General features: G+C 53.1%; 14 protein-coding genes. 2 read left to right on the forward strand and 12 right to left on the reverse strand.

What is annotated here, in order from left to right:
• Window positions 1-2: 2 nt before the first annotated feature.
• The 5 genes from HMPREF9469_RS09505 to HMPREF9469_RS09525 all read right to left on the reverse strand — a co-directional run bounded on the left by HMPREF9469_RS09505 (window position 3) and on the right by HMPREF9469_RS09525 (window position 5,620).
• Window positions 3-1,526 (reverse strand): ABC transporter ATP-binding protein, encoded by a 1,524-nt coding sequence (locus tag HMPREF9469_RS09505; RefSeq protein WP_007861339.1) that lies wholly within the window; start codon window positions 1,524-1,526, stop codon window positions 3-5.
• The gene (locus HMPREF9469_RS09510) at window positions 1,526-2,008 is read right to left on the reverse strand and encodes a nucleoside 2-deoxyribosyltransferase (RefSeq protein ID WP_007861340.1); all 483 of its coding nucleotides are present in this window, start codon (window positions 2,006-2,008) and stop codon (window positions 1,526-1,528) included. Before HMPREF9469_RS09510 ends, HMPREF9469_RS09505 begins: the two co-directional genes overlap by 1 nt.
• Window positions 2,009-2,076: 68 nt before the next feature.
• Window positions 2,077-3,051, reverse strand: a complete 975-nt coding sequence (locus HMPREF9469_RS09515) for a nucleoside hydrolase (protein WP_007861341.1) — start codon at window positions 3,049-3,051, stop codon at window positions 2,077-2,079.
• 20 nt (window positions 3,052-3,071) lie between these two features.
• The gene (locus tag HMPREF9469_RS09520; RefSeq protein WP_007861342.1) at window positions 3,072-4,577 is read right to left on the reverse strand and encodes a YjjI family glycine radical enzyme; all 1,506 of its coding nucleotides are present in this window, start codon (window positions 4,575-4,577) and stop codon (window positions 3,072-3,074) included.
• Between the two features lie 11 nt (window positions 4,578-4,588).
• A complete protein-coding gene (locus HMPREF9469_RS09525; protein WP_007861343.1) occupies window positions 4,589-5,620 on the reverse strand; it encodes a LacI family DNA-binding transcriptional regulator in 1,032 nt (343 codons plus the stop codon).
• A 501-nt stretch (window positions 5,621-6,121) separates the two neighbouring features.
• Here HMPREF9469_RS09525 and HMPREF9469_RS09530 point away from each other — a divergent pair.
• Window positions 6,122-7,348, forward strand: a complete 1,227-nt coding sequence (locus HMPREF9469_RS09530) for a M23 family metallopeptidase (protein WP_007861344.1) — start codon at window positions 6,122-6,124, stop codon at window positions 7,346-7,348.
• 18 nt (window positions 7,349-7,366) lie between these two features.
• Here HMPREF9469_RS09530 and HMPREF9469_RS09535 read toward each other — a convergent pair whose 3' ends face one another.
• From HMPREF9469_RS09535 to HMPREF9469_RS09555, 5 genes are read right to left on the reverse strand one after another with little or no spacing between them, the layout of a single operon-like run.
• Window positions 7,367-8,794 (reverse strand): four-carbon acid sugar kinase family protein, encoded by a 1,428-nt coding sequence (locus HMPREF9469_RS09535; RefSeq protein ID WP_007861345.1) that lies wholly within the window; start codon window positions 8,792-8,794, stop codon window positions 7,367-7,369.
• Window positions 8,795-8,805: 11 nt separating this feature from the next.
• A complete protein-coding gene (locus HMPREF9469_RS09540; protein ID WP_007861346.1) occupies window positions 8,806-10,305 on the reverse strand; it encodes a tripartite tricarboxylate transporter permease in 1,500 nt (499 codons plus the stop codon).
• 11 nt (window positions 10,306-10,316) lie between these two features.
• Entirely contained in the window at window positions 10,317-10,793 is a 477-nt protein-coding gene (locus tag HMPREF9469_RS09545; RefSeq protein ID WP_007861347.1) for a tripartite tricarboxylate transporter TctB family protein, read from the reverse strand.
• 18 nt (window positions 10,794-10,811) lie between these two features.
• On the reverse strand, window positions 10,812-11,963 hold the full coding sequence (locus HMPREF9469_RS09550) for a tripartite tricarboxylate transporter substrate binding protein (RefSeq protein ID WP_007861348.1): 1,152 nt from the start codon (window positions 11,961-11,963) through the stop codon (window positions 10,812-10,814).
• A gap of 42 nt (window positions 11,964-12,005) precedes the next feature.
• The gene (locus HMPREF9469_RS09555; protein WP_007861350.1) at window positions 12,006-12,800 is read right to left on the reverse strand and encodes an HpcH/HpaI aldolase family protein; all 795 of its coding nucleotides are present in this window, start codon (window positions 12,798-12,800) and stop codon (window positions 12,006-12,008) included.
• 317 nt (window positions 12,801-13,117) lie between these two features.
• On the opposite strand from HMPREF9469_RS09555, the gene HMPREF9469_RS09560 reads away from it, so the two are divergent.
• The gene (locus HMPREF9469_RS09560; protein WP_007861352.1) at window positions 13,118-15,121 is read left to right on the forward strand and encodes a sigma-54-dependent Fis family transcriptional regulator; all 2,004 of its coding nucleotides are present in this window, start codon (window positions 13,118-13,120) and stop codon (window positions 15,119-15,121) included.
• A gap of 117 nt (window positions 15,122-15,238) precedes the next feature.
• Here the strand turns inward: HMPREF9469_RS09560 and HMPREF9469_RS09565 are convergent, their stop codons facing one another.
• Together HMPREF9469_RS09565 and HMPREF9469_RS09570 are read right to left on the reverse strand one after the other, a co-directional pair.
• A complete protein-coding gene (locus tag HMPREF9469_RS09565) occupies window positions 15,239-16,477 on the reverse strand; it encodes a DUF1015 domain-containing protein (protein ID WP_007861357.1) in 1,239 nt (412 codons plus the stop codon).
• Between the two features lie 110 nt (window positions 16,478-16,587).
• Window positions 16,588-17,751, reverse strand: coding sequence for a phosphoglycerate dehydrogenase (locus tag HMPREF9469_RS09570; protein ID WP_007861358.1), 1,164 nt, complete (start codon window positions 17,749-17,751; stop codon window positions 16,588-16,590).
• Window positions 17,752-17,771 lie beyond the last annotated feature (20 nt).

The raw sequence follows: 17,771 nt of genomic DNA on the forward strand, positions 1-17,771 counted from the left end.
ATTTATCCCAACCCTTCCTGTTTTTTAAGACCCAGCATATAAAGCCCCAGCTCCTGCTCGGTCACCTTCGGCGTGTTGCTAAGGGCTCCCACGATCTTCCCCTTGTGCATCACAAGGATACGGTCGCTGAGTGAGATCAGCTCATTCAGATCCGCTGAAGACAGCAGGATGGCTTTGTTATGGCTCCTCATCTCAAGGATTTTTGAATGGATAAAGGAAATCGCCCCCACGTCCACGCCCCTGGTGGGCTGGTTTAACACAAGCAGGTCGCTTGGCGCCATAAACTCCCTGGCCACAATGGCTTTCTGGATATTGCCTCCTGAAAGGCTGCCGATGGACTGGTTTTCATCCTTTGCCTTGACCATGAACTCATGGATCTGCTCCCTGCAGTGTTCCTTTACCTTGGCATTCTCCACCATGCCGAACTTATTGGCAAAGGTGTCAATGTTGGATACGATCAGGTTTTCCTGCAGGCTCATCTCAGGAGCACAGCCCTCGATCATACGGTCCTCAGGCACATGGGACATGCCGATCTTTCGGATATTGGTAACGGATTCATTGGTAATATCCTGTCCATTGAGGAAGATCCTTCCCTCCAGGGCCCGCATGTTGCCTGTGATAATGGAGATCAGCTCACTCTGCCCATTTCCCTCAACACCTGCAATACCTACGATCTCGCCTTTCCTTACCTCCATGCTTACCCCGGAAAGCTTGGGGATCTTAAACTTGTCCACGTACGTAAGGTTCTGGGCCTTCAGCACCACTTCCCCTGCCTCCACCTGGGCCTTATCATACTCAAAGGAGATTTCCCTTCCCACCATCAGGTTGGAGATATCCTCCTCGGACACATCCTTTGTAAGATACGTCCCCTTGGTGACGCCGCCCTTTAAAACAGTGATCCTGTCGCTGATGCGCTTCACTTCATTCAGCTTGTGGGATATGAAGATAATGGTCATCCCCCGCTCCTTAAGCTCCATCAGCCGCTCAAACAGCTCCTCTGTTTCCTGGGGTGTGAGCACGGCCGTGGGCTCGTCCAGGATGATCAGCTTGGCACTGCGGTAGAGGATCTTAAGGATCTCCAGCTTCTGCTTCATTCCAACGCTCATGTCCCTGACTCTCCTGGAAGCGTCAATTTCAAAATTATATTTTTGGGCCACCTCGTCCGTGATCAGGATGTCCCGTTTTTTGTTGGACACAAAACCGGTCTTTTCCAGCCCCAGCATCATGTTCTCCGCCCCTGTCAGGGAATCCACCAGCATAAAATGCTGGTGCACCATACCGATTCCGTGTTCAATGGCCTCCTTGCTGGACTGCAGCTTCAGCTCCTTGCCGTTTAAGTAGATGTGGCCTGAGGTAATGCCCTCCAAACCGTACAGCATTTTCATCAGCGTGCTCTTGCCTGCTCCGTTCTCCCCCACCAGTGCATGGATCTCACCCTCATCCACTGTAAAGTTCACATTGTGGTTGGCCAGCACGCCGCCTTCATAGATCTTTGTTACATCCTTTACTTCCAGCAAATGTCCCATCAGACTCTCCTTTCCGCCTGCTCCCGCTCCCGGATCTGCTCCAGGCAATGCTCCAGGTCTCCCGGAATGACCGTCATGCTGCATCCCAGCATCAGGTTCACCGGCATGTCAAAATCCTCCACCGTAAAACCCTGCTCATCTGTCCCGGCCCCGGTCTTCTCCATCATGGTCCGGCCATCCTCCAGATAGCCGTATATCTTTTTCCCAAGGGCATAGGCATATCCGATCTCAAAACAGGTTCCGCTGTCCGGCTCCCTGCCCCTGAAGGGATTCAGGTTGGCAACCACGTAATCGCTGCTGTCAATATAGTGGATATTCTTCAGGAAAACCTTCTCCCCAAGGGTCCTCCCCTCATTGGGGGCAGCCTTCTGCGCCTGCATCTCGAAGTCATACTTCCTGCACAGTTCCTGGTACTCAAAATACCGTTTTCCTTTCCAGTCCGGATAAAACACGTCAAACCCCGCCACATAGATACGGTCCATATGCACCTCCATCTGTCTGCTTTATTGTTTCGTCACCTTAATGTTCCGTCACTTTCACATTCCGCACCTTAATGTTCCCGGAGCAGTTCCTCCACTCTTCCAAAAAACTCCTTTGAAAATGCATCCACATCCACAAACACGGCCGCCTTCATCTCATAATCCCTGTCATTGCACCGCAGCACATTCTCTGTTGTTTTCCCTGCCTGGGGCCCCTGGGTAAAGCACATCATGTGCATGGGTATGGTGGTCAGGATCTCCGGATGGACGGCTGCCACGGCTGCCAGGGGATCGTGAAGCCCGCAGCCTCCCAGGTATGGGTGGAACTTCTCATATGCTCCCAGATAGTGTTTCAGGGCCTCGTAAAGGAACAGGGCGCTCCTGGTGCCGATCTGATGCCAGCGCTCATGGTCTTCAAAGCTTAACAGCGTCTTTCTGGTCACATCCAGTCCCACCAGCACCACCGGCAGCTTGGAATCCAGTACCTGGGCCGTAGCCGGGATATCCAGCCTGACGTTTGCCTCCACCAGCGCCTCCGTGTATGGACCCGTATTCCCGGGGGAAGCAATGGCCCCTCCCATGATATAGACAGCCCCTGCCTTTTCAGCTGTTTCCCGGTCCTTATCCAGCACCCTGGCAATATCCGTCAGGGGGCCGCTTGTGACCCAGTACAGTTCCTTCCCGTATGTCCTTATCATCTGAAGGATAAAGTCGGTGGCCTCCTCCGGTTTCGCCCCCGCATAATCCTCAGGAGAGCTGGGTCCCAGGATCCCTCCAAGGCCCTCGCACCCGTGGAACCGGCTTCCTCCGCTGTAGTCATTGGGGATTCCGCTTAAAGGGGTGTCGCTTCCCATCGCCACCGGAATATCCTCCCTGTCAAACAGTTTCAGCACGGCTTTTGTATTCCTGTACACATTTCCCACATGTCCCATGCCGTATGAGACAGTGATGCCCACTACCTCACACTCCTTTTGTGCCAAAAGGTAAGCAATAGCCAGGGCGTCATCGATCCCCGTGTCGCAGCTGTATAAAATCTTCTTTCCCATATCGTATACCCGGCTTTCTGTTAGTCTTTTTCCTGCGGTACCTGTCTCACGCTCCGCTCAAAAATGTGAAGTCCCCTGCTGGCTCCGCTTCCCAGCACCGTGGAATTGCCAAGGCAGGCCTCTCCTGCGTCAAACCGCTCTATATCCGAGCGCTTTACCAGATAACCGGTGACACGCACCACATCCGAACTGCTGGAGTAAAAGGAGAAATAGCGCATTCCCTCCCCAAAAGCCCCCTTGATAATGTCCAGTACCGCCATAGGGTTCTTCTTGGCTGTCTCCTCAAAGGGAAACAGCTCCCCAATCCCTGCCGCAAAATGCTTCTGGGTCAGGGCCGTGAATAAAAGCTGGTCATGGAGAGGCGGCTCCTCCCCCACAGGTATCCTGGTATTGGGGGTGACCCCAGTATCTGTTGCGATCCCCACCTGTCCATGCATTTCAAAGCGTCCGTACTTGGGCTTATATGCTTTGATCTGCTCATGCATCCGGTCCAGGATCAAAAGGGCAAATTCCTGCGCTTCCCTGCCATGCCCATACCGTTCCTCCGGTTTTTCGAGCTTCAGCACCGTGTTCACACACTCCGCCAGGCCTACCATTCCGAACATGCCCACAAACTTATCCCTGTGGATCAATCCCTCGGAGCAAAGGAAGGTATTTTCCAGGAATCTTCCCTGCTCCAAAATATATGTATCCCTTTTATCCATCTGCTCACACTGCGCTGCCACTGCGGCCGGAAGCAGGTGGTCCAGGAAATGTTCCCTGCTCTCAGCCACGTCCCCCAGCTTCTTCATGTTCAGCCGTCCAAGGGTCAGCCCCCCGCCCCCGATGGGCAGGGCGTTATAGCAGCTCACAATGGCATATTCCCTCCCCCAGTCCGCTGTGTACATGGCATCGTTCACAAAGCTGGGCTTTGCCGTAACCAGGCCGGTTTCAATGGCCTTGCAGGCAAATTCATCCGTGGTATGCTCATTGTAGATCAGGGACATATTGGGAACCGGGCGCTGCATCTGTGCCGACAGCTCCAGGATGATCCTGCCAGCCTTTGTGTCATAAGGCCCTATGTCCGCGTGGCAGAAGGAATCGCTGATGGTGCGGTCCACATGGGTCAGGAAGATCCTGATGGCATGGCGCGCCTCCTCCTCATCCTTTACAAAGGGATCCAGAAGCCTGTCGATATGGCCGATGTACACAGGCCCCGCGATCACCGAGGGCACATGGCGGTAAAGGATCAGCAGATTTGACACCGCATCCCATATATCCCCGGGCGGATCCAGCATCAGGAACCTGCTTCCCTGCCTCATAAACTTATCATAGTCAGGGAGCACATATCTGGGACGGTACGGTGCATTTCCCTCTCCCATATCAAACACAATATCCCTGTCCGCAAACCACTGGGCCTCCCTGCTAAGAGGCACGGGATCCGGCGTGTTCTCAGCCGCTCCGGCCAGGGCGGTCAGCCTCTGAGGGTACGTCAGCTTTGGATCTGCCAAAATTCCTTTGATGATCTCTTCGATTCCCTGTGTCATAAATACTCCTCCTATGAGACGGCCTGCACATCCTGCAGCTTCTCACTGCCGCGGATGATCAGCCGGGTCTGCAGCAGGATCTCCCTGCGGCGCCTTTTTGTGTCGGGACTTGCCATGCGTTCTGTGAGAAGGTCGTATGCGATCTCCCCCATCTCCTTCATGGGCCTGTCCATCACTGTAATTTCATATCCAAGGGTGCCCAGAAGGGAAATGTCATCAAATCCCACCAATCCTATATCCCTTCCCATCTGCAGGCTGTGCTCATTCAGATACCGGATGCAGCCCAGGGTGGCGGAACTGCAGGTGACCAGCACCGCTGTGGGAGGATCGGGAAGTCCCAGCAGATTTTCACATGCCTGATATCCGCTCTTCTCATCAAAATCCCCGGGATAAATATATTCATCCTCCATCTCCATGCCGTAATCCTTCAGGCACTGGACATAACCGTCCAGCCTTGTCTTTCCTTTTTTCACCACTTCGGGACAGGTGACGATCCCGATCTTTCTGTGGCCTGATTCGATCAGGAGTTTGACTCCCTCGTACACTACCTTCTTATTATCAATGAGTACGATATCCAGATCACTATTATGTAAATCCCTGTCAATGAGCACCACCGGTATCCCCGAATCCTCCGCTCCTGCAAGCAGCTCCTCCGTCCGCTCGTCCGGATCCAGAACGGGCAGAAGCAGGATCCCCATGACACGGTGCTCAATGGCCTGGGCAATGGCTTTACACTCCTTGTCCCTGTCCTCCGAGGTGTTATAAAACAGGATGCTGTATCCCTGCTGCTCGGCCCGGGATTCTATGGCATCCAGGACATTGGCGAAAAACGGATTGAGCCTGTTGGACATGATCACGGCGATCATGGATGTATTGCTGCGGGTCAGGCTTCTTGCCACAGCATTGGGACGGTAACCATTCTCCTGGATCAGATTCTCTATCTTCTGTCTGGTCTCTTCCTTTACATAGCCTTTGTTGTTCAGCACACGTGAAACCGTTGCAGCAGAAACACCTGCCAGTTTTGCAATATCAGATATTGTCATATCAGCCTCTACCCCCTTTTTTAATAATCCAAACTATATTAGCGGTTATATATGTTACCGGTTACATATTTTATATCTTACAGCTTCCCCGCAAAACCTGAAGCCGGTTTTCCGCAAGGAAAAATATTCCCCCTCCTTCAAATAACAATGATATTTCGTTATTCTTGTTGAAATCCCAAACATGCCCCTCCCACGCGGACAAACACGGTTTTACTGTATTTCCCCAATGGGTTTTGCTGTATTTTCCATACTTTTCTTTGAATTTAGGTAAGCGGTTACATGTTTTTCACCATGATTTTAGCATATTCTATCTATCAAATCAATAGCATTTATGCATTTTGCACACTTTTTTACTGTAATCGGGACTTTTTTTCATCTTATATTCATCTTCCCCCGCACTCCCAAAGAATTGATGCGCGGAATCATAATCCGGCCCGGACAAACATAAGATTAACATAGAGCCCCAATATTCCGGGAACCCTTGTCAGGAGGCGGTATATCATGAAACTTATCCATATGCTCAGGAAGCATTTGCATATCAGTACAAAAACGGTGATTTACGGTGAAATGCTGGCCTTAAGCCTGCTGTGTCTGAGTATCTTCCTTTACAGGACAGACTCCGGCCAGGCAGTGATGAGCCAGGCGGCCAGATTGGCCAGAACCGTCAATCCCCTGGAAGACACCAACGGCCCGGGCCAGGAGAAACAGGAGGAAAAGAAAAAAGAATATATCAAATGGGTGGATTTTGCCGTAACCTCGGAAGCCATGAACCAGGCGTTCCGCTATGATGTGGACACCTGCCAGGCTGAAATCCATTTAAACTGGGTGGATCTGCTTGCCTACCTGGGTGCAAGATACGGGGGTGACTTCAGCAAATATAAGCCGGAGCACATGAAGACCGTGGCGGAAAAGCTGAAAACCGGCGAGACCACCATGGCGGACCTGACAAAAGACATGAAATATTATACATATTACAGGGAGGCCTACGGCGCGGTGCTGGACGGGATGGTGGGCCAGTTCCAGGCCGAGATCCCTGCCAGCGAAGCGCCTGCCGCCTATCTTCCCTCCGGCGTGGCCGGGGGAGCTCCCGGCGATCCTGCCACCGTATGGGTGACCAAATATGGGCTGAAAGCATTTTCCCCTATTGCCAAAGGATTTCCTTACAGTGATTTTGATGACTTTGGGGTGGCCAGAAGCTACGGCTTCAAGCGCCAGCACCTGGGCCACGATATGATGGGCCAGGTGGGAACTCCCGTCATCGCAGTGGAATCAGGTTATGTGGAGGCCATCGGATGGAACCAGTACGGCGGCTGGCGGCTGGGCATCCGCAGCTTTGACCACAAGCGGTACTATTATTACGCCCACCTCCGTAAAAACTATCCCTATCAGTCCGGTCTGAAGGAAGGGTCCGTGGTGCAGGCCGGGGACGTGGTTGGTTACCTGGGCCGCACCGGCTACAGCCGCACGGAAAACACCAACAATATCAATGAGCCCCATCTTCATTTTGGCCTGGAACTGATCTTTGACGAATCCCAGAAGGAGAGCAACAACGAAATCTGGGTCAGCTGCTATGAGCTGGTAAAATTCCTGAACATGAACCGGTGTGAGACGGTGAAGGTGGAAGGGACCAAGGAATGGAAACGCATCTACCAGACCAAGGACCCCACTGTTCCGGCCACGCCGTCAGAGGCAGCGCCTCCGGCTCCATCCGCCCCGCCCCAGGAGTAGGGTTCCTACCTCCCCTCATCAGGACCAAGGCTCCATCAGAACCTGAAGAACGTCCCGCAGCGTATGATCCTCCCCCACATTTCCCGGAAAGATGACATAGGGAATGTGGGGGAACCTGCTTTCCGGACCGGTCCTCCACACCGGGATTCCGGGGCGGACCTGTCCCTGAACCCAGGCCCTTTTTACTCCCAGGGCTTTGGTGCCGATATCGCTGGATGTGATCCCTCCTTTTGCCACAATAAAAGCCGGTGGTTCCTGAACACGCCCCACCAGCTGCTGTACCGCTTCTGAAATCTTAACAGACCGCTCCAGGGCCTGTTCTCCCGTATCCCCTTTTACGGACAGCAGACGCCGCTTTGTATACACGACAGCGGTGATCCCCTGTCTGATACATGCTTCCTCCCGCCTTACCACGGACGCGATCTCCTCCTCCATGGCGGCCGGGTCCAGCACTTGATCCGAATCAAACTCCATCAGGCGGATATTTGGCAGTTCCCTCAGACATTCCAGCTGGGCTGTGGTTTTGCGGGTATGGGAGCCGACCACCACCAGCCCTCCCCCCATCCTCCCCTTAGGAACCAGTTCCCGGCCGGTGAGAAATCCTCTGTCCTCCACTGCTGCAAACTCCTTTACAAATCCCGCGGCGGTGCTGAACAGAAAACGCTTTCCCTTTGCCATTGCGCGGTACAGTGCAATACAGAACACCTTGATCTCCAGGGAGGTCAGTGCGTTTACCACCACCTTGTCAAATCCCCCGGCATTCATAAGCATCTGCTCCACGCCGTCTATATCCACGGACCGCAGCTGCTGCGCGGATATGCATATCACATCCTCTTTCCTATCGGTTCCCCCGGTCTTTTCTTCTATATATTCCCTCAGATCCGAAGAACGGTAGCCAAAGGTCTTATCGTTTGCAAATTCCGTTTCACCCGCAGGAACCAGCCATTCCCCCTCTTTTACATAGTGGACATTGTCCATGGTAAATCTGCCTCCCTCGGCAAAAAAGGGGCAGATCACTTCCCCGTGTATCTCCTCTCCCATCTGCTTCCCAAGGGTCTCCCTCAGTGTTTGGGTTTCCAGGGGAAAATGGCCCCGCAAAGTCGAATCTCCCCTGTTTACAACGGCAAACGCAATACCCAGCTCCTTTGACACCGCTGCCAGCCTGCGCCCGATCTCACCGTGGGCCCGTATGGTCTGGGGTCTGGAAAAACTTCTTGAATTTGTCAGGATAAAAAACATCTTCCCCGGTTCCAGGAATCCCTGCCGGATACTCTCATAACTCCAGTCCGTGTATACCGGCACATCATGGACGGTCTGGATTCCGGTTGGATCGTCATCCAGGACCACGATCTTATGACCGTCCTTTTCCGCCTCCTCCTTTAGGAGAAGTTGGATGGCCCGTGGATCCAGGCCATCCTTCCATTGCAGATCACTATATTTTAGCATCCGGTCCTCCTCTATACAGTTGATGTCTCACGCTGCTTTTTCCTGTCCTTTATCTCGCTTCTCACAGACAGGACCACCATGACCGCGGTAAGGATAAAAAATACCAGAGCTATGGGTGATGTCAGGATGGGAAGGAAACTGCCTTCCGTGCGCATCAGGGACCGCCTTACATTTTCCTCCAAAAGAGGCGCCAGTATGAATCCCACCACCATGGGAGCCAGCGGATACTCCCATCGCTTGAGCACATACCCCACAAGCCCGAATATCACCATGACCAGTATATCAAACACACGGTTGTTTGCAGAGAATGAACCCACAAAGCAGCAGGCGATCACCACGGGCAGCAGATAAGAGCCGGGAATGCTGAGGACCTTTGCAAACAGCGGAAGCCCCAAAAGCTCAGACACCATCATCACAATGTTTGCTATGATAAATGCCGCAAACAGTGCATATACCAGGTCCGCGCTGGTCTTAAACAACAGGGGCCCTGGTGTGATGCTGTGTATCTGGAATCCCGCAAGCACCATGGATGTGGCGTTATCCCCCGGGATCCCCAGGGTCAGAAGAACGATCAGCGCGCCTCCGATGGTGGCATTGTTAGCCGTCTCCGAAGCCACGATCCCGTCCATGACCCCTGTCCCGAACTTTTCCGGGTACTTGGACCGCTTTTTGCAAAAAGCGTAGGCCAGAAGGTTGGAAGCATTTCCCCCGATTCCGGGAAGGATTCCCACAGACAATCCGATAAAAGCAGCAGGAATGGCATTTCTCAGCTGGTACACAAATTCCTTCAGGCTCAGTCCAAATCCCTTTACCCTGGCGGATGGCGCGCGCTGAATGGACGATGGCCCCTTGGCGGCGGTTTCAATGATCTGGGACACTGCAAAGGTACCGATCAAAAGCGGGACCAGGTTAAACCCTGCCGCCAGGCTGGAGATCCCTCCCGTGTACCTGGTGTAGGAGCTGAGACGGTCAATTCCCACAAAGGAAAAGGCAATGCCCAGAAGACAGGATAAAAGCCCTTTGTTGATATTTCCCGCGGAAAGGCCCGACACAGTGGTCAGGGCAAAGAGTATGACCGCAAAATACTCATAGGGTCCGAATTTTAATGCCACCCCCGCAATCACCGGCCCCAGATAGGTCAGTATAAGGGCGCTGAATATCCCTCCCACAAAGGAGAAAACAATCGCAGTGCCCAGGGCCTTGCCGGCCTCCCCTCTCTGTGCCATGGGATAGCCGTCAAAACAGGTGGCAATGGATGAGGGCGTGCCCGGTATTCCCAGCAGAATGGCTGAGATCAAGCCTCCTGAAAGCCCTCCCACATAGATAGATATAAGAAACGCAATACCGTTGACCGGCTCCATGCCAAAGGTGATGGGCAAAAACAGGGCCAGGGCCGTAAAGGCCGAGAGTCCCGGAATGGCGCCGAAAACGATCCCGGCAACCACTCCCCCGATAATAAGAGACAGAGTAACAGGATGGAACACTGCCATAAAACCTTGAATAAGCTGCATTTTCCTCCTCCTTATCCTAATAATCCAGTGGGAAGGAATATACTGAATGCACGGTAGAACAGCTCGTAGATCAATATGGGCGTGACAACCGAGACTGCTGCGGTGACCAGTATACCTTTCCCGGATCTCAGACGTTTCTCAGGCAGAAGCAGAAGGATCTGCGCCAGGAGGTAGACCGCTGTCATGATGATAAAGCCTACCGTCTGAACCAATAGTGCGTATGCAAAGAGGATCCCTATGGTGGCAGCGGCCCTTATGTTAAAGCCGCTCCTTTCCCCTGATCCCTGTTCCTTCCTTTCCTTTTTCAGGCCGGATGCCACCTGAGCCACAGCCAGAATCCCCATACATATGGCAACGGTTCTTGGAAAGAACTGGGGACCCATGGCATCGTTTGTGGTGACCACAATGGCGTAAGAGCCTGCATACAGAGCAACTGCAATGAGAAAAAATATCACGCCTGATCCTATTTCCTTTTTGTTATGTGACATTTTACCCCCTTCTCCACCTTACTTGCTGCTGGTGGATAAAAATTCGTCCTTATACGGCACCAGTGTATCCTGATAGAACTGGTCGGCGTAATCCTGGGCGTCCTTTTTGGCAATGTATCTGACGGTCAGGTAATTATCCTCCATGGTCTTTACAAATTCAGGATCCTCTGTCACCTGCTTCAAGGCGTCTGACAGGATATCCACCACCTCATCCGGGGTATCGGGGTGTACCCCCAGCCAGAACCACTTACTGCAATCAATGTCCTTTAATCCGTATTCGGAAGGCAGGGGCACATCTGCAAGCAGTTCATTCTTTTCACTTCCCAGCAGGCAAAGGGCCTGGAATTCCCCTGTTGCAAAATAATCCTTTGCAAGGGCATAGGCAAGAACGGCCGTATCGGTCTGCTGTCCCAGCAGCGCTGTCATCTTGGCCGCATTGTTTCCAATATCCATTGGTTTGAACTGCGCTCCCCACTCCTGATTCATGGCGATTCCGTATACCTGGTTTGCCGCGCCGATCTTCATGCCGTACTCAATAGTACCCGGGGCTGCCTGGGTGCGTTCCACCACATCCTTTATACTCTCATAACCGGACGCCTTATTGGCTACCAGAACCGTGGTATTGTCAAACAGCGGAATGCCTACTGTCTTAAAACTGTCAATGGTAATTTCTGTTGTGCCCATCATATTGGGGATATAAGCGTCCAGACCATTGATCACCATGGTATACCCATCCGGCTCCCCGTCCAGGACCTGCTGCATTCCCAGAATAGTGGCCCCTCCTTCCACATTGGTGACAACCACATTCACATCCAGGTATTTTGAAAGGTACTGCGCGATCACACGTGTGTTATAATCCGTATCCCCTCCCGCCTTCACAGGGCAGATGATCTGAATGGGCTTTTTAGGAAAATCCGTCTGTCCTTTGTCCTCCGCGCCTTCCTTGACCGCACCTGCATCATCCGCCTTCCCGGCTCCGGCTGCCTCCGTCCCCGCAGCATCCTTGTCCGCCGTATCCTTGCCCGCCGTATCCGCTTTTTGGGCCGAACCTTCATTGGACGCGGCCTTTGTTTCAGCCGCCTTTGTGCCGGCAGGCTTGCTTCCCGCACACCCTGCCATGGATACTGCCATTACTGCTGCCAACGTAACTGCCATGATTCTTTTTTTCATATTCCCAATCTCCTTCTCCTTGTGTTTTACCTACGGTCACGGTCATCTCTGGGGATACATTTCTTTGAACTGCTCCACCTGATCCAGGGCAACCTTTCCCAGCGTGGTGGTGTCTGACATCATGATCACCATACTGTATCCCTTTTCATACAGATTCTTTGCCTCCTCAAAACTCCCTGCCACGGTTGCCAGGAATTTATCGGATCCCAGGACCACTGCCTCCACTTTGCGGATCGCCTCCTGAACCTCCTCATCCTTGGGATTGCAGAAATGTCCAAAGGAAGTGGCCAGGTCCATGGGACCGATAAAGATCCCATCCAGTCCATTGGTCTTAACAATTTCCTCAATGTGGTCCACCGCTGTCTTTGTCTCCACCGCTACCAGCACATCCAGCTCCTCATTGGCATAATCCAGATAATCCCTCTGGTTCATCCCATATCCTCCGGCCCTGGGACTGGGAGCAATGCCCCTGATCCCCTCCAGAGGGTACTTGCAGGCGCTTACCGCCCTGGCTGCTTCCTCAGCGCTGTTGACATAAGGGACCAGAATCCCGCTGACGCCGGCATCCAGGATCCGCTTAATGGTTACAAAATCATTCCAGGGCGCCCTTACAAAGGGTACCACATCATAATGGGATACGGCCTGCAGCTGGCCGATCAGATCCATGATCCCCCCGGGCCCGTGCTCCATGTCCACCATCAGTATGTCAAATCCGGCCTTAGCCATGATCTCAGCCGTTATGGGGCTGGCTGCCTGCAGCCAGGCGGCTGACAGCTTTTTCTTTTCCGCCAAAAGGCGCTTGGCCCTGTTGCGGAATACCTCTCCTCTTCTCAGCATTGATATCCTCCTTATGATTCCTTCTGCCGGGTACATGCAGCAGCCCTTGTCCCGGCATTTTATACTGATTATAAAAGCAAATTCCATGCCAAGATGCTGATCTCTCCGAAAGCCCGGATTTTTTGTGGATCTTATCTAAAAATACTTAATTATTTTTAGCACTAATACCAGCTGTTACCTCCCCCTCCTTTTGTCCTCATTTCCACTACGTTTTATTTTGATGCACCATTTTGTTTCTTATAAAACATATTGTTCTATTTTTCTCCGGGTTATGGTACCATTAGGGTATGCCTGACAAGAAAGAAGGAAGATGATCCATGGTAAAGATAGCCCTTGTAGTACCCTGTGAAAATTTTATCGCCCACGCCTCCCAAATCCTCAGCCAGCACAACCGTTTCCATGAACAGGAGGATTCGGAAACCTATGTCATGGACGAGATCATTATGAATAACTCCAATGCCGGACATACAAAGATCGATGCCGACATCATCCTCACCCGGGGGCTTTTGGCCCAGATTCTGGCCAACCTTCCCGGTGACATCCCTGTGGTCCAGATCTCCGTTCCCACCGCGGATATCCTGAGGACGATCCGCAAATGCACCCGGCTCTACGGTCAGAAGCAGATCGGCATTATTGCCGCAGGCAATATGCTGGCAGGGATCACCGGCCTGTCCGACCTGTGCGATGTCCCCATTAAAACCTACCTCCTCTCCCCCAACTGGAACAACGAAGCCCTGGCAGACCAGGCGATCCGGGAGGGCTGCCAGGTGATCCTGGGAGGGCTTAACACCTGCCGATACGCGCAGATGATCCACGTGCCCAACATGCTCATAGAAACCAGCGAGGAGGCATTTTGGGACGCCCTTTCCTCGGCCAAGCGCGCTTTGCATATATTCCGCAAGGAGCAGGAAAAGTCCATGCGCCTTCAGACCATACTGGATATTTCCCATGACGGGATCATTTTCATAGACCCTTCCAGGCGGGTCACCACTGCAAACAAAAAAGCCCAGTCCATCTTCGGGCTGGACAAGGACTGCCTGGGAAAACGCATCATTGACATCCCCTTCCCTTTGGAGCTTAAAAACCTGCTGTCCGACAACAATGAATACGCCAACAAGATCCTGCAGTACAACCGCACCCTGCTGAGCATCAGCAAAACATTTGTAAAAACCCAGACATTTTTGTCAGGGTCCATTGTGAACATCCAGCTGGTCAATGAGATCCAGTGGCTGGAAGGTGATATCCGCAAGCAGCTCCATCAAAAGGGCCTTGTGGCAAAGCTCACCTTCTCCGATATGATCGGGTCCTCTCCGTCCATGGCCTCTGTTATAAAGACCGCAAAAAAATACAGCCGCACCAACTCCAATATCCTTCTCATCGGAGAGAGCGGCACCGGAAAGGAGGTGCTGGCCCAGAGCATCCACAACGCCAGCCCCCGCAGCCTCTGCCCCTTTGTGGCGGTCAACTGCGCCGCCATTCCCGATACCCTGCTGGAAAGCGAGCTTTTTGGCTATGTTCCCGGGGCATTTACCGGCGCACAAAAAAGCGGCAAGACCGGTCTCTTTGAGCTGGCCCATACCGGCACCATTTTCCTGGATGAGATCGGTGAGATTCCTCTCCCCCTTCAGGCCAAGCTTCTAAGGGTACTTCAGGAGAGGGAGATCATGCGGGTGGGCGGCGATTCCGTGATCCATGTGGATATCCGCATCATTGCCGCCACCAACAAAAATCTGGAAAACCTGGTCAAGGACCACCTGTTCCGTGAGGATCTGTTCTACCGTCTGGACGTGCTGAGGATCACCATACCGCCCTTAAACCAGCGCCGGGAGGATATCCCCTTGCTGGCAGCTGATTACATGGGAAAAAATTTCCCCGGTATCCGGATGGCGCCGGAGGTGGTGCAGTTCCTCTCACAGGCTGACTGGACCGGCAATGTCCGGCATCTGTTTAACATCTGCGAGCGCATGGCTGTCCTGTGCAGCGATTATTATGTGGACCTGGAATGCGCCAAACTGGCATTTCCCGAATGCCACTCCGCATCCGGGCCATCCGCGCCGGATCTATCCGCACTATCCGCCGGGTCCTCCATCACCGGGCCTTCCACCGCCGGGCCTTCCACCGCCGGGCCTTCCACCGCCGGGCCTTCCACCGCCGGGCCTTCCACCGCCGGGACCTCCAGCGCCGCCCACCGGGCAGAGGAGAGCCGGATCCTTGAAGCCCTGGCCTTCTGCCGTTTCAACAAGGGACAGGCAGCTTCCATGCTGGGAATGAGCCGCTCCACCCTGTGGAGAAAGATGAAGGAATACCATATAGAAGGATAAACAGCAGAAAAATCCCCTTCTGAGGCAGGCCCGTCTCAATGCGCCCGCCTGTCAGAAGGGGATTTTTCCAGCATAACAGTTCATTTATGCAAACTCATATGCAGTTTTGTTCCAGTCTCATGACAGTCTGTGGATAAACAGCCCGCTCCTTAGCTTCGGCTCAAACCAGGTCGACTTGGGAGGCATAAGAAGCCCTGCGTCCGCAACACTGAGTAGTTCGCTGATGGAGGTGGGATACATGGAAAATGCCACCTTCATATCCTCATGGCACCTGCGCTCCAGTTCCCCCAGCCCCCTGATGCCTCCGATAAAGTCCACGCGCTTATCCGTGCGCGGATCGCCTATGCCCAAAACAGGTTCCAGCAGCTGGTTCTGGAGAATGGACACGTCCAGCCCCTCCACGGGATCACTGCTTAAGCCCTGGGGCCTGACCTTAAGGGAGTACCAGGAATCCTCCAGGAACATTCCAAAGACACCCTTTTCTTTTGGGGCAAATGCCTCTGCACCCAGTTCCTTTACCTCAAACCGCTCAGCCACGGCCTTTAAAAAGCCGTTCCGGTCCATTCCATTCAGATCTTTTACCACACGGTTATAAGGCAGTATCATCAGTTCCTCATCCGGGAACAGCACGGTCAGGAAATAGTTAAAGGGCTCCTCCCCCGTATACCCGGGATCTGCTTCCCGCCTTTTAAGCCCTACCTTCACAGCGGAAGCAGCCCTGTGGTGCCCGTCCGCAATGTAAGTGGCAGGGATCTGCTCAAACGCGCGGCCCACGGCTGCAACCTGCTCCCTGTCCCCGATGATCCATACCCGGTGCCCGATCCCATCCTCTGTCACAAAATCATAGACAGGCTGCTCTTTTTTTACCCCTTCCACAATCCCCTTAACCGTATTATCCTGTCTGTAAGCCAGGAAAATAGGGCCTGTGTGGGCATTGGTGGTATCCACATGGCGGATGCGGTCGATCTCTTTATCCTCCCGTGTATTTTCGTGCTTTTTGATGACGCCCTTTAAATAATCATCAATGGAACAGCAGGCCACCACTCCGGTCTGGCTGCGGCCATCCATGGTCAGCTCATACAGATAATAATTTTCCTGGGGATCCGTCACATAGACCCCCTCTTCGATCTGCCTGTCCAGGATCTCCCTGGCCTTGTCATACACCCTGTCGTCATATGTATCCACATCATCAGGAAACTGGGTCTCGGCCCTGTCAATATTTAAAAAAGAAAGGGGGTTCCCCTTTACCGCTTCCAGGGCCTCTTTCCTGTTATACACATCATAGGGCAGGGCCGCCACCCTGTCAGCCTTGCCCGCCTGGGGCCTGACACACACAAACGGTCTCACAATCGCCATATTCTCTCTCCTTCTCTTAAGCTCATCCGCTTCACAGACCAATTAAGGCCCCACAGCAGGTTGCCCAGCCATGAAGGCCCTAATCACATTACCCTCAGTGGGTAGATCCATTATTTGACCACGCGCACCCTCAGGACACCCTTGATGGCTCTCAGCTTTTCAATGGTGGCCTCCTCGGCCTTGTGCTCCAGATCCAGCAGCGTGTATGCGTACTTATCCCGGCTCTTGTTGGTCATATCAGAGATATTCACGCCCTGGCCTGCCAGTGTACCTGTTACCTGTCCGATCATATTGGGGATATTCATATGCAGGACAGCCACCCGGCTCTCTGTCTGGCAGATTCCCATGTCACAGGAAGGATAGTTCACGGAATTCTTGATATTTCCGTTCTCCAGGTAATCGGTCATCTCCTTTACGGCCATTACCGCACAGTTATCCTCAGACTCCTGGGTGGAAGCGCCCAAATGGGGCATCAGGATGACATTCTTCATATTGGCCACCTTGGGGTTCGGGAAGTCGCTTACATAGTAGCGGACCTTTCCCTCCTCCAGGGCAGCAGCCATATCGTCATCATTTACCAGGGTATCCCTGGAGAAGTTAAGGATCACAACCCCGTCCTTCATCATGGCCAGCTTTTCCCTGTTGATCATGCCCTTGGTGGAATCCAGCAGGGGCACATGGATGGTTATGTAATCACATTCCTGGAAAATGGTATCCACATTGGTAATATGCTTTACATTCCTGGACAATCTCCACGCGGCGTTCACGGAAATATAGGGGTCATATCCATAGACCTCCATCCCCAGATGGGTGGCTGCATTGGCAACCTCCGCACCAATGGCGCCCAGACCCACAACGCCCAGCTTCTTGCCCTTGATCTCGCATCCGGCAAAAGCCTTTTTGCTCTTCTCCGTATCCTTTGTAATATTGTCATCCTCGGCATTGGCCTTGCACCACTCAATGCCGCCCACAATATCCCTTGAAGCCACCAGCATACCTGCGATCACCAGCTCCTTCACGCCGTTGGCGTTGGCGCCCGGGGTGTTAAATACAACAATGCCCGCCTCTGCGCATGCATCCAGGGGAATGTTGTTCACTCCCGCGCCGGCACGGCCCACGGCCAGAAGACATTCCGGAAAATCCATATCGTGCATGGAAGCGCTGCGCACCAGGATGCCGTCAGCCTCAGCCGCATCCTTGGTCAGCTCATAATCAGCAGGGAACAGATCAGTGCCACATTTGGCAATTGGATTTAAGCAATGAATCTTTTTCATAATTATCATTCTCCTCTACA

It is taken from the genome of [Clostridium] citroniae WAL-17108 (assembly GCF_000233455.1).
Lineage (GTDB): Bacteria > Bacillota > Clostridia > Lachnospirales > Lachnospiraceae > Enterocloster > Enterocloster citroniae.

Excerpts from the sequence above, each read along its gene's own strand:
- HMPREF9469_RS09515 (WP_007861341.1), bottom strand. The coding sequence starts at position 3,051 with ATGGGAAAGAAGATTTTATACAGCTGCGACACGGGGATCGATGACGCC.
- HMPREF9469_RS09545 (WP_007861347.1), bottom strand. The coding sequence starts at position 10,793 with ATGTCACATAACAAAAAGGAAATAGGATCAGGCGTGATATTTTTTCTC.
- HMPREF9469_RS09540 (WP_007861346.1), bottom strand. The coding sequence starts at position 10,305 with ATGCAGCTTATTCAAGGTTTTATGGCAGTGTTCCATCCTGTTACTCTG.
- HMPREF9469_RS09505 (WP_007861339.1), bottom strand. The coding sequence starts at position 1,526 with ATGGGACATTTGCTGGAAGTAAAGGATGTAACAAAGATCTATGAAGGC.
- HMPREF9469_RS09555 (WP_007861350.1), bottom strand. The coding sequence starts at position 12,800 with ATGCTGAGAAGAGGAGAGGTATTCCGCAACAGGGCCAAGCGCCTTTTG.
- HMPREF9469_RS09560 (WP_007861352.1), top strand. The coding sequence starts at position 13,118 with ATGGTAAAGATAGCCCTTGTAGTACCCTGTGAAAATTTTATCGCCCAC.
- HMPREF9469_RS09530 (WP_007861344.1), top strand. The coding sequence starts at position 6,122 with ATGAAACTTATCCATATGCTCAGGAAGCATTTGCATATCAGTACAAAA.
- HMPREF9469_RS09565 (WP_007861357.1), bottom strand. The coding sequence starts at position 16,477 with ATGGCGATTGTGAGACCGTTTGTGTGTGTCAGGCCCCAGGCGGGCAAG.
- HMPREF9469_RS09525 (WP_007861343.1), bottom strand. The coding sequence starts at position 5,620 with ATGACAATATCTGATATTGCAAAACTGGCAGGTGTTTCTGCTGCAACG.
- HMPREF9469_RS09520 (WP_007861342.1), bottom strand. The coding sequence starts at position 4,577 with ATGACACAGGGAATCGAAGAGATCATCAAAGGAATTTTGGCAGATCCA.
- HMPREF9469_RS09550 (WP_007861348.1), bottom strand. The coding sequence starts at position 11,963 with ATGAAAAAAAGAATCATGGCAGTTACGTTGGCAGCAGTAATGGCAGTA.
- HMPREF9469_RS09510 (WP_007861340.1), bottom strand. The coding sequence starts at position 2,008 with ATGGACCGTATCTATGTGGCGGGGTTTGACGTGTTTTATCCGGACTGG.
- HMPREF9469_RS09570 (WP_007861358.1), bottom strand. The coding sequence starts at position 17,751 with ATGAAAAAGATTCATTGCTTAAATCCAATTGCCAAATGTGGCACTGAT.
- HMPREF9469_RS09535 (WP_007861345.1), bottom strand. The coding sequence starts at position 8,794 with ATGCTAAAATATAGTGATCTGCAATGGAAGGATGGCCTGGATCCACGG.